The organism is Planctomicrobium stercoris (assembly GCF_051465655.1).
GTDB lineage: Bacteria > Planctomycetota > Planctomycetia > Planctomycetales > Planctomycetaceae > Planctomicrobium.
This window is the reverse complement of the sequence record NZ_CP195791.1, coordinates 4,674,433-4,689,914: the sequence shown is the minus strand read 5'-3', so window position 1 is coordinate 4,689,914 and position 15,482 is coordinate 4,674,433. Positions and strand designations below refer to the sequence as shown.

The 15,482-nt window shown below is 57.6% G+C and carries 12 protein-coding genes and 2 pseudogenes; 9 read left to right on the top strand and 5 right to left on the bottom strand.

Annotated elements, in window-relative coordinates; genetic code table 11:
* Nucleotides 1–25: 25 nt before the first annotated feature.
* The 3 genes from SH661x_RS18805 to rpsT all read right to left on the bottom strand — a co-directional run bounded on the left by SH661x_RS18805 (nt 26) and on the right by rpsT (nt 2,971).
* On the bottom strand, nt 26–1,774 hold the full coding sequence (locus tag SH661x_RS18805) for an efflux RND transporter periplasmic adaptor subunit (protein ID WP_437224734.1): 1,749 nt from the start codon (nt 1,772–1,774) through the stop codon (nt 26–28).
* A 234-nt stretch (nt 1,775–2,008) separates the two neighbouring features.
* Nucleotides 2,009–2,425 carry a hypothetical protein gene (locus SH661x_RS18800; protein ID WP_437224732.1) on the bottom strand — a complete coding sequence of 139 codons (417 nt, stop codon included), beginning with the start codon at nt 2,423–2,425 and terminating at the stop codon, nt 2,009–2,011.
* 279 nt (nt 2,426–2,704) lie between these two features.
* Nucleotides 2,705–2,971, bottom strand: coding sequence for a 30S ribosomal protein S20 (gene rpsT / locus SH661x_RS18795; RefSeq protein WP_437224730.1), 267 nt, complete (start codon nt 2,969–2,971; stop codon nt 2,705–2,707).
* 277 nt (nt 2,972–3,248) lie between these two features.
* On the opposite strand from rpsT, the gene SH661x_RS18790 reads away from it, so the two are divergent.
* From SH661x_RS18790 to SH661x_RS18770, 5 genes and pseudogenes are all read left to right on the top strand, one after another.
* Nucleotides 3,249–4,130 (top strand): alpha/beta fold hydrolase, encoded by an 882-nt coding sequence (locus SH661x_RS18790; protein ID WP_437224728.1) that lies wholly within the window; start codon nt 3,249–3,251, stop codon nt 4,128–4,130.
* Nucleotides 4,131–4,667: 537 nt separating this feature from the next.
* Complete coding sequence (locus SH661x_RS18785; protein ID WP_437224726.1) at nt 4,668–5,192, top strand: hypothetical protein; 525 nt, start codon at nt 4,668–4,670, stop codon at nt 5,190–5,192.
* 234 nt (nt 5,193–5,426) lie between these two features.
* Nucleotides 5,427–5,522 (top strand): annotated as a pseudogene (locus tag SH661x_RS18780) (VOC family protein); the annotation flags it as partial.
* Nucleotides 5,523–5,585: 63 nt separating this feature from the next.
* The gene (locus SH661x_RS18775; RefSeq protein ID WP_437222029.1) at nt 5,586–6,824 is read left to right on the top strand and encodes an ISL3 family transposase; all 1,239 of its coding nucleotides are present in this window, start codon (nt 5,586–5,588) and stop codon (nt 6,822–6,824) included.
* A 17-nt stretch (nt 6,825–6,841) separates the two neighbouring features.
* Nucleotides 6,842–7,282, top strand: a pseudogene (locus SH661x_RS18770) (VOC family protein); the annotation flags it as partial.
* Nucleotides 7,283–7,349: 67 nt separating this feature from the next.
* On the opposite strand, the gene thiL reads toward SH661x_RS18770, so the two are convergent.
* Both thiL and SH661x_RS18760 read right to left on the bottom strand, forming a co-directional pair.
* Nucleotides 7,350–8,285 (bottom strand): thiamine-phosphate kinase, encoded by a 936-nt coding sequence (thiL, locus tag SH661x_RS18765; RefSeq protein WP_437224723.1) that lies wholly within the window; start codon nt 8,283–8,285, stop codon nt 7,350–7,352.
* A gap of 174 nt (nt 8,286–8,459) precedes the next feature.
* Nucleotides 8,460–9,641, bottom strand: coding sequence for a M24 family metallopeptidase (locus SH661x_RS18760; RefSeq protein WP_437224720.1), 1,182 nt, complete (start codon nt 9,639–9,641; stop codon nt 8,460–8,462).
* 156 nt (nt 9,642–9,797) lie between these two features.
* Between SH661x_RS18760 and SH661x_RS18755 the strand changes: the two genes are divergently transcribed.
* The 4 genes from SH661x_RS18755 (at nt 9,798) to SH661x_RS18740 (ending at nt 15,426) form a co-directional block, all read left to right on the top strand.
* Nucleotides 9,798–10,316 carry a hypothetical protein gene (locus SH661x_RS18755; RefSeq protein WP_437224718.1) on the top strand — a complete coding sequence of 173 codons (519 nt, stop codon included), beginning with the start codon at nt 9,798–9,800 and terminating at the stop codon, nt 10,314–10,316.
* Nucleotides 10,317–10,428: 112 nt separating this feature from the next.
* The gene (locus SH661x_RS18750; RefSeq protein WP_437224716.1) at nt 10,429–11,496 is read left to right on the top strand and encodes an Ldh family oxidoreductase; all 1,068 of its coding nucleotides are present in this window, start codon (nt 10,429–10,431) and stop codon (nt 11,494–11,496) included.
* A 137-nt stretch (nt 11,497–11,633) separates the two neighbouring features.
* The gene (ald, locus tag SH661x_RS18745) at nt 11,634–12,737 is read left to right on the top strand and encodes an alanine dehydrogenase (protein WP_437224713.1); all 1,104 of its coding nucleotides are present in this window, start codon (nt 11,634–11,636) and stop codon (nt 12,735–12,737) included.
* A 127-nt stretch (nt 12,738–12,864) separates the two neighbouring features.
* Nucleotides 12,865–15,426, top strand: a complete 2,562-nt coding sequence (locus tag SH661x_RS18740; protein WP_437224710.1) for a tetratricopeptide repeat protein — start codon at nt 12,865–12,867, stop codon at nt 15,424–15,426.
* Nucleotides 15,427–15,482: the final 56 nt, after the last annotated feature.

Below are 15,482 nucleotides of genomic sequence, written 5' to 3'. Positions count from 1 at the left end.
ACGGGATGATCCGGAGTTCGATCGATCAGTGATTGTGCCCCGCGTGCGGATCGACTCCGCCGCCTGACTTGTTCTTCAAGGCCATCTGCATCTGATGGGCCGACCGCAATGCCAGGACGGCTCCCGGTTTGATCGATCCATCATTGGCAATCACCACCGACTGCTGGTCTCGATACTTGACATGAACAGACACGCGGTCGAAGTGAGCCCCATTCTTCTGGAAGACGTACGATTCCGCCCCTTCCCGGGCAACGGCATCCACCGGGACCACCAGCTCGCTGGGCCACTCTTCAACCGGAACGAGCAGTTGAAGCCGCTGTCCGAGTCGGTATTTCCATGTAATGAACCGCTGTCCCTCGGCGTTGGTTTCATCGCGGATGACTTCGTTTGGTAGATCGACAAAGAACGACAGGGAACGTGTTTGCGGGTCGACCGAGTTGGCGACGTAGCTGAGTTTCAGACCGGTCACCTCGCGGCGTTCCTGGCCGTCATCAAAGATGGCGGAAATCGGCCAGTTGTTCTGGGCCGTGCGGCTGATCGCGGTGGCATCCTGTTCGAAGGCATGCCCTTCCAGATAGAGACGGTGATAGTCCGCGAGAGTACACAACTGTTCCCCCGCAGCGACCGATTGACCTTTATGAGCAAAGAGCTGTTCGATCATCAACGGAGGAACAACTTCGCCGGGGGGATGCGTGTGATCCTGGAATGCAACTGAGGTTGTCGGTCGTCGCGGTGGGAATTGAACCACGGAGGCACGGAGGAACGGAGTTGAATTGAAATTTGCGTCTCGCTCCTTTGACGACAGGACGGTCACTTCTGTATTGAACTTCGATCCAAGCGTATTGTCCTGTGAACTTTGAAGAGCGAAATCGAATTCGGGTGAGGCCTCCAAGGACTGCCCGGAGTCTGTTCCGAACAGATTCTCTCCGTGTCTCCGTGCCTCCGTGGTAAACATCCCCCGGCCATTTTCAGAGCTTTCAACGCGGACTTGATGCTGGTCTTCTCCAGTCAGCCGGAGTTCTTCACGCTGGCTGTGCTGATCGGGAGCAGGAGCGACGATCTGCAGCTCGCTGAGCAGGTGGCGGGTTGTTTCAATCTCCTGGATCTGCCGCGTCGACAGACCGTGCAGCTTGAGAGCTTCTCGCTTGGCCTTGAGCTGAGCCTCCAGCTTGTCGCGGGCATAATGCCGTTCCAGCAGCGTTTTGCCGGCGATGGCACCGGTCTCGGCAATCGATTCGAGTCGCTTGATCTCACGGGTTTCCACATCCAGTTCTCCAAGCATCTGGAGAAATTCCGTCTGCGTCTGCACGAGGTCTTCGTGCGTGAGTCGAATCTCAAACAGCGTTGTGTCCGGGCTGACCGCTTCACCCGTCACGGCATGGACATGCTGAACGACTCCCGTCAGTGGCGTTGAGACCTTGATCAGCGTTCTGCCGGGACGCTGGGCAACGACTGCGGGAATGGTGATTGTCCGGCGGAACGGTTTGAGCTGAACCGCTTTGACTGTCTCGGCATTCAACCCCAGATTGCGACGAGCCTGCGGGGAGAGCTCCAGCGAATTCGCTTCGTCATGAGCGTGGTCGTGTCCATGGTCATGGCCGTGGTCGTCATTCCCCGGGGGAGTCGGCGAGGGTCTGGCTGCGGTGGCGGTCATCTGCTGGACCCACGGCAGCCAGCGTCGGTACGTCGCCGCGCCGGCAACTCCCAAAACGATGAGCAGCAGCAACGCAATCCGGGGGAACATCTTTTTACGCTGTGTCGCTGAATGATTCATATCAGTGGTCACTTCCAACGAATGTTCAGATGCGGGTCTGAATCTGGCACGAGTGCACATTCACAGTCGGCTCGGCGGAATCCGGATCAATGCGAACCGGTCAAAGAAGCTGAAGCTTCGCTTGTTCGCGCAGTGGATTCCGGGGGATGAATGCCGCCAGCCGGGACGGATGCAGTTCGAATCGGACTCGCCGACTTTTAGGGGGAGGGGAGTCGACTCAAGTCACTTGAGAAGTTAGACCAGCCAGGTCTGGAGCAAAGCGCAGCGAGAAGCATGCGTCAACAGTCGGGGTCCCGAATCAAGGTCGGTCCGTGCAGCAGGTCCCAGATGAAGTGGACTGGAGATTTCCAGTTCCATGACTGGCAAGGGGCAGGCGACGCTCATCGGATCGAACTGCACCGGGGAATTCAGAATGTACTGACACGCCGCTTCAAAGCAGTTCTCGTGCGGGTGTTCCGAGTCCGAATGTTCGGCAGGGCGGGTGTCAGGAGCTTGAGCGTGAGCTGATTTCTGACTGCAGCAGCTTCTCGAATGCGGAACGACCTGAGAACCCTGATCCGCCTGAGCATGCAGATGATGCGAACAGCATCCGCCGAAGACATGTGCGGCGAACGCCAGAATGGTCAGGAGGTGAGCCAGAAAAGACGCCATGGATTCCGGGATTCTCTGTCGCGGAGCTGTGCGATGAACACATTGCACAGTTTGCCAAAGGAATACGGTCGGCAATCTCACACGGGGAGTCAAGGAGAATCCTGCTGACTCGGCTCAGATCCCGTGGAATCTGTGCGAAACCGGCGTGGAAATGCAGTTCGCCGCGAACTGAAGTCCGCGGCGACAATCATCAGCAAACGAATTTGCCGGGTATGATGCCTGGAGGCAGCGGGGGAAACCCACGCAGATCCAGCGTCACGAAACGCTTTCCGGCCAGCCTTAAACAGGCTTCTTGGAGAGCAGTTTGGAGAGTCGTGACTTGGTGCGGGCAGCTGCATTCTTGTGAATCAGGTGCTTGGCGGCAGCCTGGTCCAGCTTCTTCGTCACCAGACGGAAAGCTTCCTGGGCAGCAGCAGCATCGGTTCCAGCGGCAGCCGCGCGAGCCTTCTTGATCGCAGTGCGAAGTGCCGAACGCTGGGCACGGTTCAACAATCGGTTCTTTTCGCTCTGACGAAGGGCTTTTTTGGCTGTGGGTGTATTCGGCATGGATCTCTGAGTATTCTGTTCAAACTGAAATTGGACTTCCGCGCGGAAATTCGACTGCCGCAAAACGAATCGGGAATGATAATAACCTCCCTCCGCCTGTTCCAGCCAGAAGACCGGGATTCCTGACGCAGTCGGCAGAATCAGAGCCGGGAACAGTCACCGAACTTGACTTTCCCGATCGCAAGATATTTGTAGATAATGTTTTGTGGTGATTAAAGTCTGGCGGGTCCCCCAGATTCGAGGATCACCCGATCGCTGAGCGTTGAGAGCCGTCCGGATGAATGAGACGACACCGCAACCGAAAGTTGAACCTTGCCCGGCCCCGCTCGCCTGGCAAGAGATTGCCCAGTCGTTCCACGAATCAGCCCAGTCCCGGGTGATGTCGACCACGTTGGCGGACGTGAAGGTGATGGAATTCGGGACGGGGCGACCGATCGTTTTCTTCCCCAGCATCTGTGGTTCATCCCGGTTGTTCTGCCTGACAGCGTGGCTGCTGAAGGAGGAATACCGGTCCATTCTGATCGAGTCACCACAGTTTCACCGGAAGACGTCGCCAGCAACGCTCGTCAAGCAGACTGCGGAGACGCTGGCGATGGTCACGGAGCATCTCGTGTCGGACGGGGCGGATGTCTATGCTTCCGGGTTCAGCAGTCAGGTGGCCCTGGAGATGATGTCCTCCCGACCGAAGATCATTCGGAGTGCGTTTCTGCAGGGTGCGTGGGCTCACAGAAGCCTGAACGCTGTCGAACGCTCGGTACTGCAGGTCTGCCGGATGACACGACGCCCGTTAAATCGCATGCCGCTCTGGCAATCGATGCAGATTGAAAATCACCGTCGCTGGTTCCCGCCGTTCGATGAAACGCGGTTTGGATTTCTCCTTCAGGAAGCGGGTGAAACCCCGACGTGCGAACTGGCAAAGCGGTTTCTCGCTGCGCATCAGACCGATCTGCGACCCCGTTTGAACACGATCTCGCAACCGGTTCTCATCCTGCATTGCGAAGGTGAAGGTCGACAGGTGGCTGCTGCCGAGGAAGAGATGGAACAACTTCTTCCGCACGTCGAGCGGGAAGAGATGTATCATTCCGGCCATTTCCCCTACCTGACACACCCGCACCGACTGGTGAAGATCCTGAAGCCATTCCTCTCCCGACAGGGCTGAAGGGCATCTTCCCCGGGCTCTGTGAGCACTTCAACAGGGGAAAAGCGTGAAATTTGGGGTCATTCAAATTTGTCCCAAAAATGAGAATGTCCCGTCTGCGGAGTTTTTCGTTTAAAGACTTCGAACGACAGTGTCAGGAAAATCCGTTGACGCTCGCAGCAATTTAAGTGGGTGCGAATTCTTGAAATACGGTCTCTTTTCGGTTTCTGAATCCTGCATTTTCACATGTGGGAGTCTTTTCGAGGGGCATTTTCCCTAAAGTCGAAAAGCCGCTTTCGGGGGCGGAAAGCTGGGGTTGACATCCCTTTCCCTCAAGCCATGATCGCTCGCGAAGTTCTCAGCCCCTGACGGATCGAAACACCTTGCCCGCGTGTGGCGAGGCGAGCAGAAGTTGAAGGAGCACCAGGCTTGTTTTGCGGATGCTTGAACGCCGCAGGCTGAGAGAAGGAGTCGGCGAGGGGTCACCGGCTGCTTCACAATCGCGATGGTTGCCCGCGTGGGCGACCCGCACTTCCCAGTAGGAAAGAAGGAAGCGTTATGCATTGGAGTGCTCTCCTGTTCGTGGCCCTGTCAGGGCCTTCCCAGTCAATGGACGTAGCGACCACCGCCCCTGCCGCTGCTGCCTATTCCAGCTACACCCAGGCCTGGAATGCCGCTCACGAAGCGGAACGACCGATGTTGGTCATCCTCAACCCCGGTTCAGATTCGGACGGAAAGAAGATTACCGAAGCTGAACTGCGATCTGACGAAAAAGTTCAGCCGCTGCTGGATCGTTACGTGGTCGCTGTCATCGACACCACCACCGAACATGGCCAGAAAGTCAATGAACTGTTCGGCGCACCGGAACTGCCCCGCGTTGTCGTCATCGACAAGACTCAGAAGAAGCAGATCTTCCAGTCCAGCGAACAGCTCAGCAACGAAGCGATGGCCAAGGTGCTGGACCAGCACAAAGACGGACTGATTACTCACACCGTGAGCAAGCCCGCTGTCCGTTCCACAATCACACTCCCCAACTACACCAACAGCAGCTGTCCGAACTGCCAGAAACGATACTCGTTCTAGAGTTCTTGGTTTAGCCACACACTTGAAGTGTGTGGCTAACAGGCAAAAGTGAGATCTTTTCAATTCGCCGCAGCTGTTTCCCTACGGAAGCAGCTGCGGTTTTTTGTTGATCTGCAAAAAGAAAGAAAATCAAAAAAAGATCCGGGACAGTGTCGATTCCCCTCTCCGACAATCGACTATGAAATGAGAAGCACGACAATCTCAATTCATGTCCACCATTCGCGGAGATCCCCCATGCTGAGCATCCAGAAGATCAGTCCCTGCCTGTGGTTTGATGATCAGGGGGAGGAAGCGGCGAAGCTGTACGTTTCGATTTTTGGGTCTTCCCGGAATTTTGTGGGTGAGGTTGTTTGAATCTGGCGGGAGTGTGGTCAGTTTTGGAAGCTGTTGTTCATGAACACACTTTCTGAGCATTACGGGTTGTTGCTGGGGCTGGACCGGTCCTGGCGGGTGGTGGATGTCGATCTCTCGCTGGAGGAGAAGCGGGTTCAGATTCAGATTGAGCATGTGCCGGGAGCAGCAGTCTGTTGTCCGGAATGTTCGGCGGTGCGGCCGCTGAAGGATCATGCTCCGCAGCGGTCCTGGCGGCATCTGGACACCATGCAGTTCGAGACCCTTCTCACCGCTCGCATCCCTCGCACCGAGTGTCCCGACTGCGGAGTGAAGACGATTGAAGTCCCCTGGGCCGAGCCGCACGGACGGTTCACATTGGTGTTCGAAGCCTTTGCCGTTCGTCTGCTGCAGGTGGCCAGCAGCATCGAGAAGGCCCGGCTTCATCTGCGGCTGAGCTGGATGAGCGTGCAACGGATTATGGACCGAGCGGTCGAACGGGGATTGATCACTCGAGACCTGACAGACATCAGGCATGTCGGCCTGGATGAGAAGAGTTTTCTGAAGGGGCAGGACTACGTGTCTATCATGACCGACATCGATGGCAGCCGAGTCCTGGAAGTCTCCCCCGGACGTGACGAAACCGCAGCCGACACGCTGTGGAACACCTTCTCCTGGGAGCAGAAGGAACAGATCGAAGCGGTGGCGATGGACATGTGGCAGGCGTATCAGAACAGCGTGGATGCTCATGCTCCTGATGCAGAAGTCGTGCATGACCGGTTCCACATCGCCAAGCATCTGAACGAGGCTGTCGATCAGGTCCGGCGAGCCGAGCACAAGTCTCTGATGAAAGAGCAGGACGAGACGCTCAAGGGGACACGCTCGTTGTGGCTTTACAACCTGGAGAACCTCAGTGAGCAGAAGCGAGCGGAGTTCGAGCAGATCAAAGGTGCTCAGCTGAAGACGGCTCGGGCGTGGGCCATTCGAGAACAGTTCCGCTGGTTCTGGGACTGCCGGAGTGCGGAGGAAGCGGACGAGTTCTTCCAGACCTGGTTCAGCTGGGCCATCCGTTGCCGACTCAAGCCGATCAAGCGTGTGGCGAAGATGATCAAAAAGCGGATCGACAACATCCTGAGCTGGTTCCGCCACCAGATCAGCAACGCCGCAGCGGAAGGGTTCAACAGCATCATTCAGTCCCTGAAATCCGCCGCCCGAGGATTCAGGAACTTCGCCAACTACCGAACAAGAATCCTGTTCTTCTGCGGCAAACTCAAGCTGCTCCCAGAATCAGCAAGCCATTAAATTGTGGGAAGAACCCGATTTTTCAAAACTCCAGAATCGATGGCATCACCAGATACACCGAAGCTGGCCAGGAGATCCACGGCAAAGAGCCGGGCAGTGCGATGACCGTCGAATTCACGCTGGCAGGCCAGAAGTTCACGGCGCTCAACGGCGGCCCGATGTTCAAATTCACCGAAGCGATCTCGTTTCAGGTTCACTGTGAAACCCAGGCTGAAATCGACCATTTCTGGGACAGGCTTTCGGAAGGCGGAGATCCACAGTCGCAGCAATGTGGATGGCTGAAAGACAAGTTCGGAGTCAGCTGGCAGATTGTCCCGGTGTGCCTGGCCGAAATGATGGCAGCTGGGAATCCGGAGAAATCTCAACGGGTGCTCGGCGCTCTGATGGAGATGAAGAAGCTCGACATCGCCGGCCTCAGGCAGGCCTATGAAGGTTCACCATCAATTTCAGACGAATGACGACCTGGGATGATTTTTTACCACGGAAGGCACGGAACTCACGGAACCAAGAGAGAAGAAGTACAGTTCACCCGAACGCGTGCGACCATCCGGAACGAAGGAGTGGCGACGTCGTTCCCTGGAAGTGAAGAGTTGCTCCCGACCCAGCGACGATCTCTCCAATTTTCGTCAATGGTGTCCCGAAGGGGGGCTCCTCCAGTAATCGTCGTCCGTCTTCGGGACTGACACAGAAGAGAAGTTCAAAGTCTTCTCCGTCGCCGAGGGCACGTCGCAGTCGCTCTTCCGGCTTCAGGCTGGCGGGAACATCGGCGTGGATCGGAACGGCATCGCCGTCAATTTTTGCCCCGACACCACTGCGGTCGAGAATATGGAAGAGGTCGCTTCCCACGCCGTCGCTCAGGTCGAGCATGGCATGCAGGTCAACACGTTGCCGGAGCGCGTTTGCTTCTTTCACTCTGGGCGTGAAGGTGAGGTGACGGCGTGAAGGGAGTGACCCTCCCAGTGCTCCGGTGACGAAGATCCAGTCTCCAGCTTGAGCACCGTCGCGTCGCACAGCCCGACCAGGTTCCACCAGTCCGGAGAGGGTGACGCTGATGACCAGCGGGCCGTCCCAGCTGTTCGTGTCTCCTCCTGCGATGCTGACATTCCACTCCCGGGCCAGTTCGAAGATCCCCTGATAGAGACGCTCCGCGTTCTCGCGGGAGAAGGTTCTGGGAAAGACGATTCCGATAAAGGCTGCACACGGTTCCGCTGCCATGGCAGCCATGTCACTGATGTTGACAGCCAGGGCCTTTCGACCGATCAATTCAGGGGGGAGATCACTTTCGAAATGGACTCCGGACGTAATGACATCGACAGTGGTGACCCAATCCCGTCCGGCCGCAGAGAGAATGGCTGCATCGTCCCCGATTCCCAGTTGAATCTCTTTGCGATTCGCAGCCTGCTTCGAGACCCAGTTGATGAAGGAAAATTCCGGGCGGAGGTCGTCCGATGCAGAGGGCACGTCAATGGCCTTGAGGAGGAGGTCGAGGTTGAAGTTATTTGCCGCACTCGGAGAGTGCGGCGTACGTCTCTCGCACTCGTCGAGTACGAGAGACAAGAAAATGTACCTCGCACTCTCCGAGTGCGAGATGATAAATCAATCCACGTGCTCACCCAGCCTGCTCTGAACGTGATGCTAGTCGATGCGGCCCAGAGCGACTTCTCGAATCAGGATACTCGGGCGTTCGATCGTCTGGCCTTTCACCTGCACGGAGATGACCGGCCAGTTCTGGCAGGGGGTGATCACTTCGCTGTTCCCGGACCCGACCAGAATGGTATCGCCGACCAGTGACGACCGTACGCTCGGGTGCCAGTAGACAGCAGTCCCTTCCCGGAAGGTGTGCTGGGAGTTTGGACGCAGCGATGTTTCGGACACATGGTAGCCGATCACGTCCGCCTGTTCGGCACAGCGCCATTCATCCGGGACGCCAAATTTTTCATAGATCCGGGAGACCCGTTTCCAGGTCTCTTCCATCTTCCAGCCGTCCTGAGTGAAAAATAGACCTGTTGCCTGAACCACGCTCGCCAGCCGGTGAACTTGCTGCAGCTCGGCGGAAGGAGCCCCCAGGCAGACCGAACGGGTGACTCCCACATGAAGTCCGTGCCGACGGCCAATGGCGCTGATGATGCACTGGCGTTCGATCCGGTCCTCTCCATAAGACCAACGGCGGTATCTCCAGCCTTGTGCATCCGCCATCACCTGCAACTGGACCGGCTGAATATTGTGTTTGATCAGGCGATGAGCGAGATGGCCCGCCACTTCCGACTCGGTCGATCCCACTTCAAAGTTCCGGGCGGTGGCTTCGACCGCATGGACCACATCTTTCCCTAGTGCTTTGAACCGTTCTCGCTCCCGTTCCCCGTACTGGACCCGAAATGGTGTCAGGTCGGAGGAGACGTTCTCGGTCCCCGGGAACCAGGTATCGGCAGCGGTCTTTCTTCCTCGGCAGACATCCTGACGAAGAATGGTCAGGTCTTCTGTCCACGGACGTTCTTTCAACAGAAAGCCCAGCCCCATCAGGTCCCGATCGAAAATCTGTCCGGAGTCGACATTCGAACAGAGAATGACGCGGGCCTCTTGAGTAATTAGGGCAGCTGCGACAGGGGGAGAATTTCCTTTGCGGGTATTGTCCCCCCCGCAAGTCAGCCATGCAAAGTTGGCAGGGTCCTGGATCAGCAGGCTGTCGAACCCTTTGATCTTGAGATATTCACACAGCAGTTCTTTTCGCTTATTGACTTCTTCCAGCCGCTGCAGATCCACCTGGGGGATCTCTGCTGACGACATCGGAGAATTGGGAGCGAGCGCGGTTGCGGACATATTCCAACTCCAGCCGAGCGGCTGATTCTGAAGTGATCAGATGCCCGCCACCAGTAGTACAGAGGTGGCGTGCCATGGGGGCGATTTCCACGATATCATGAAGATCCACGGGAAACTACCCTCCATTTTTCAGAGTTTCCTGCATGTCGAGAAACAATGAAGACCGAAGCGGATGCACAAATGGCGCGGATCGAAGCAGACAGGGAAGATCTTTTCGCCGAGCTTCAGGCATGGCAATCCCGCTGGGAACTGACAATCCCTGCGGAAGAAATGACAATCACCGCCGCGATTCGCAGCGATGGGCGCATGGCGGTCTACTTCGGTGGTGACCCCTGTTTTCACTTCAACGCGGAGAACCGGTTGCTGCGAGCGTTCGCCGAGGGAGAATTATATCGAACTCAGGGGATCACGCTGGCCCGCATGAAACGGGAGCGGACAGCAGAGCAGACCGAATTGCTCCGAAGTGATCTGAACGAACCGGAACTGGCGGAGTTCCGTGAGCGGTCGATTCGCCGGATTCAACGCCTCTTGAGTGCCCTCGAGACGGGTGATTTTGTTGTTCTGCGAGAGGTTGAGGCAGAAGTCGGGGCGCTGACCGGATTTCAGGATCGTCTGCGCCACGTGGTCGATTCCGGTTTGCCGCTGGCACCGGCGTACCCGACCCGGCGAGTTTGAGTGGGCGATTGTGTCGAAATTACGCTAAGCTGTCGAATCTGAAAATTATGCCTGACCGGTCCACGGAGCGATCCGCTGGCCCGGGGAGGCTCACCTCGAACTGATGGTTTCCATGTCCGGATCACTTCCCATTCCCGTCGACCCTGCGCAGGAAGTCCGGATTCCCGTCTCCGAGCTGCAACCTGTCATCGAGAAGCTGCTCGTCAAGAATTCCGTGTTCCAGTTCGATGCTGTTGTCGCTGCCGAGCGGATGCTGGAAGCGGATCTGTATGGGGTTCCCTCACACGGCGTGGCCCTGCTGCCTCGAATTCTGAACTCCATGGACTGCGGGGATATCGATCCGCGGGCCCGCGTCCTGACGTTGAAAGAGGCCCCCTGTTTTGCCGTGCTGGATGGAAGCCGGTCCATTGGCTCGATCGCCGCAAGCAAAGGTGCGGAGCTGGCGGCCGCCAAAGCCCTGGAACTCGGGGTGGGGGTGGTGGCGATTGGAGACAGCCAGACGCTGGGAGCCGCTGAAGTTTATGTCCGACTGATGGCTCGCTCGAATGTGATTGGAATCTGCCTGTCCAGCACCGGGGGAGCCACGGTGACAGCCCCGGGGACCACTCACGGAGCGGTCGGAAATTGTGCACTGGCGTACGCAGTCCCGATCGCGGGCACTCATCCACTGGTCTTTGACAGTGCCTGTGGTCACGAGTCCTGGGGCAAGCTGCGGTTGCTGGAAAAGTATGGAATCCCTTTGCCCGAGAATCTGATCTTCGACAAGCAGGGGATTTCGACCTCGACGCTCGCCACTGCGGCAGCCATCCTTCCCAACGGCGGAGCGTTAGGGTTTGGGCTCTCGATGCTCTGTTCGATTCTCGCCGGTCCATTGTGCGGAGGCTGGCTTCCGATTCACAAGAAACGACGGGTCGATGCCGAAGATTCGCAGCACTTTTTCCTGGCCCTCGACCCTGCGAAGTTCTGTGATGTCGACAAGTTTCAGGGTGAACTGACCACGACACTGGATGAAATCCGGGATCTTCCGCCCATCAATCCGCTGGAGCCGGTCCGGATTCCCGGGGATCGCGGAGCCGCCTGCCATGCGGATGCTCTGGAGAACGGGGTTCCGGTTCATCAGTCCATCGCAGAAGAGATCAAGGCGCTCGCAACCAGAAAGAAAATCCCTGTTTCCTGGTGAGCTTTCCTGATTCGAAGCAGAAATTCGATTTGCGGAATCATCGCAATGTCATGACACTGGGTCCTGGATGTCTTTGCAGTTTCGAAATTGTTGATTCAATGACGATTTCAGGTTGATGTCTGACAGAGGAGCCTCGGATGATTGTCGGCGTGCCGAAGGAAATCAAACAGGATGAATACCGCGTCGCCATGCTTCCGGTGGGGGTTGAGGAACTGACCCGCGCCCGGCACAAGGTTCTAGTGGAACGCGGAGCCGGTCTGGGCAGCGGGATCACGGACGAACAATATGCCGCCAACGGGGCCGTCATTGTCGACTCCCCCAAAGAGATCTTTGCTCAGGCAGAGCTGGTCGTGAAGGTCAAGGAGCCTCAGGAGGACGAATGGCCTCTGTTGAGGACCGGCCAGATTCTCTTCACCTATTTCCACTTCGCCGCAGACCGGGTGTTGACGAACGAGGTGCTGAAGACCGGTGTCACAGCCGTTGCCTACGAAACGCTTCGCGGCCCCAGCGGCAGCCTTCCCTGCCTGACTCCGATGAGCGAAGTCGCAGGGCGGATGAGTATCCAGGAAGGGGCCAAATACCTGGAACGACCGCAGGAAGGACGAGGAATTCTGCTGGGGGGAGTCCCGGGAGTTCAACCGGCTCATATCGCTGTGCTGGGTGGTGGCGTGGTCGGGAAGAACGCTGCGCAGATCGCAGCCGGCTTTCAGGCGGATGTCGTCATCATGGATGTGAACGTCGATCGGCTCCGCTATCTGGATGACATCATGCCGCCAAACGTCACCACGCTGTTCTCGGATCGACATAATATCCGTCAGCAGCTGGAAAAGGCGGATCTCATCATCGGTGCGATTCTCATCCCGGGAGCGCGGGCGCCGCATCTGGTGACCAGAGCCGATCTGAAAATCATGAAGCCGGGCGCAGTCATCATCGACGTCTGCATCGACCAGGGTGGCTGCTTTGAAACCAGTCGCCCGACCACGCATTCGAATCCCACCTACCTCGTCGACGGCATTGTCCATTACTGCGTGACGAACATGCCCGGCGCAGTCGGCCGGACCAGCACCTATGCCCTGTGCAACGTCACATTCCCGTATGTCTCTCTGATCGCGAACCGGGGACTGGATGCAGCCTGCAAACAGAATCTGGGACTCTGTGACGCTGTGAACATGCACCGCGGACAGGTCATGAACAAAGCGGTTGCGGAAACATTCGGGATGAAATACGTGCCGTGGAAGTGACCAACCGGAAGTGAGATCTTGCCGGGGAAATGAGTCGAGAGTTTTGTCCAACTTAAGAATTCGTCTCGGGTGCCACTGCTCTGTGAGACTCTGTGAGCAGTTCCGGACGTCAATTCGATGCTGAGCTGTGAAACGCGTGCGAGAGAATCAGGCATCTCCAGTTCCATTTGCACGGCTCGCAGAGCCGTGGCACGCGGCTCGATTTGTTCTTGGTCTCTTCATTTCGCTGATCTGCCTGGGATCGCAAAGTTCCGCTGCCGATCCGCAGCTGCTCGAACGGTACTTCGATTCGCTGCGAAGCCGGGGACTCTTCGTCATTGCCGAAGAGTACGCGACTGCCCGGCTGGCGGATGAACAGCTCAGTCCCGCGGATCGCACAGCGATCATGATCGAGCTCGCACGGACGCTGGTCGATCATGGCACGCTTCAGAGCCCCGGTCAGAGAACTGAACTCTGGGATCAGTCCGAGCGGGTTCTGAAGGGAAGTCCGGGGTCCTCAGTCACTTCAGAAGAACAACAGCAGCTCGCGGTCTGGCAGGTACTGCTGGCAGCGGAGAAGGCGAACATCCTGGCATTTCAGGCGATGCTGCAACCGGAGGCGGAGCAGTTCCGTCAGCAGGTTATCGGCCAGCTGCAGTCGGCCATCCGGGAGTTGAACCAGCTGGATCAGACTCTCACTGTCAGCAAGCTGGTGAAGGAGGGACTTTCGTCGCAGCAGAAACAAAGACTGAGGCCGCAGGCTGCGAAGCTGCGAGGGGAATCCTTAATCTGGCTCGCGCAGCTGCAGCCGCCCGGGGTCGACCGCACTCCGTTCTGCCGCGAAGCCGATCGTGCGCTCGAAGGGGCGGACGATGCCCGCCGCCCGGTGGCCTGGAATCGCAGTGTCGCGGTCCTGCAGGGTCGTTCTGCCCGGCTTCAGGGAGATCTTAAACGGGCGGAGCGTGCCCTCGAAAAGGGAGCTGGTCTGAGCGCAGCGACCCTGCAGGAACTCGATTCCATTCTCGCTGAGCGAATCCTGATGGAACTCGGGCAGGGGCGAACAGATGTCGCACTGCAAATGGTGGTGGATCGAATCAGGCAGCCCGCTCCACCGACTGATGAACTTCGGGCTGTCGCCGTACAGACACTTCTGCAGGCGGCCAAGGTCGCAAACGACAAAGGGGACACCGCCACGCGGGATCAGATCCTCACGGAAGCCAGGCTGCAGAACGAGAAAACGTTTGGAATCTGGCGGCTCATGACAGCAAGTCTGATCGAACGACAGCAGCAGGAACAGGAACTTGGCGGAGAACTGGCTCAGGTGATCCGCGAAGCTCTGGCAGCCTGGGAAGCGAAGAACGTCGATCTGGCAATTGAGAAGTACGGAACTGCCGCCACGCTCGCCTATCAGAGACAGCTTCCTGAAAAGGCTGTTGAGTTCGCATTCACACGGGCGTCGATGTTGTTGCAGGCCCGCCGCTGGAAGCAGGCAGAAGCTGCACTGGCGGAGATCACGCAGAGCTTTCCGGATCATCCCCGCACTGCGGAAGCCGATTTGTTGCGATGTTACGCCATCGGTCAACGAGATCCGCATGGCACAGATTTTCAGAACGCCTTGCAAGAACACCTTGCACGCTTCCCTCAGTCCCCCACACGTGGAGATGCGCTCTGGATGAAGGGGGTTGAAGCGGAACATCGTCAGCAATTACCGGAAGCGATTCAGGCCTACCGTCAGATCCCCGCCGACAATTCCCATCGAACCGAAGCAGATCTGCGCATTCTGGTGCTGATCGAACGCCTGCAGAACCTGCCAGCCGAACTCCGCGGGGATCATCCGCCGGGAATTGACACCTTGGCTGCGGAAGAAATTCGTCGAATCGTCGTGCCGTTATTGGCCCCCGGGAAACTTGAGCAGCCTGCCGACTGCCAGATGCTGTTGCAGGCAGTGCGGGTCTGCCTACAGATTCGTCCGCCGTTATTGGCGGAATCGGAGCAGATGATCAAAACGGTCTTGCAGCGGATCGATCAGGAAAAGCGTGCCTCGCTGCAGAGTCGGATTCCGTGCAGTCCGGAATGGGAAACGGTTCAGAGAACAGCACGGCAACTGCAGATCCTCGCGCTGGCCAGTCAGGGGAAACTGGCCGACGCCCAGCGTGTGCTGCAGGAACTGGGGCGGTCGGACCCGGCGTCGTTGCTTTCAATTCTGGCCACCCTGACCGATCTGACCTCCCGAATCGATTCCGGGCCGCAGAAGGAACTCGGGGCACTGCAGCGGATGACGGTCGAAGAAATTTCCGTGCAGCGAAACGAAATGACGGACGAACAAAGAGGATTACTCGACCGCGCTTCCGTACAGGCGAGCCTCGCTCTGGAAGACTGGCCTCAGGCGATCGGGACACTCGAGGATCTCCTTCAGAAATCTCCGCAGGATGTGCCGCTCATGCGTCAGTTGATCGACGTGTCGATGAAGCAGGGCAGGGCCCCCGACTGGACCAGGGCCAAGGAACTCTGGATGCGGATTGAGGCTGTAGAGAAGAAGGGGTCACCGAGCTGGATCGAGGCCCGCATCAGCATTGCCGAACTACTGGAACGCACAGGGGATGCTGCGGGAGCCAAGAAACTCCTGGGGGTGACTCGGACGCTTTACCCGCAGATGGGAACACCGGAACTCAAAGACCGCAGCGAACAGCTCTGGACGAAGTTGAAGTGAACCGCGTCGAGTACATGAAGTACAAAACTCGAAATCAATGACTTCAACGCACAACA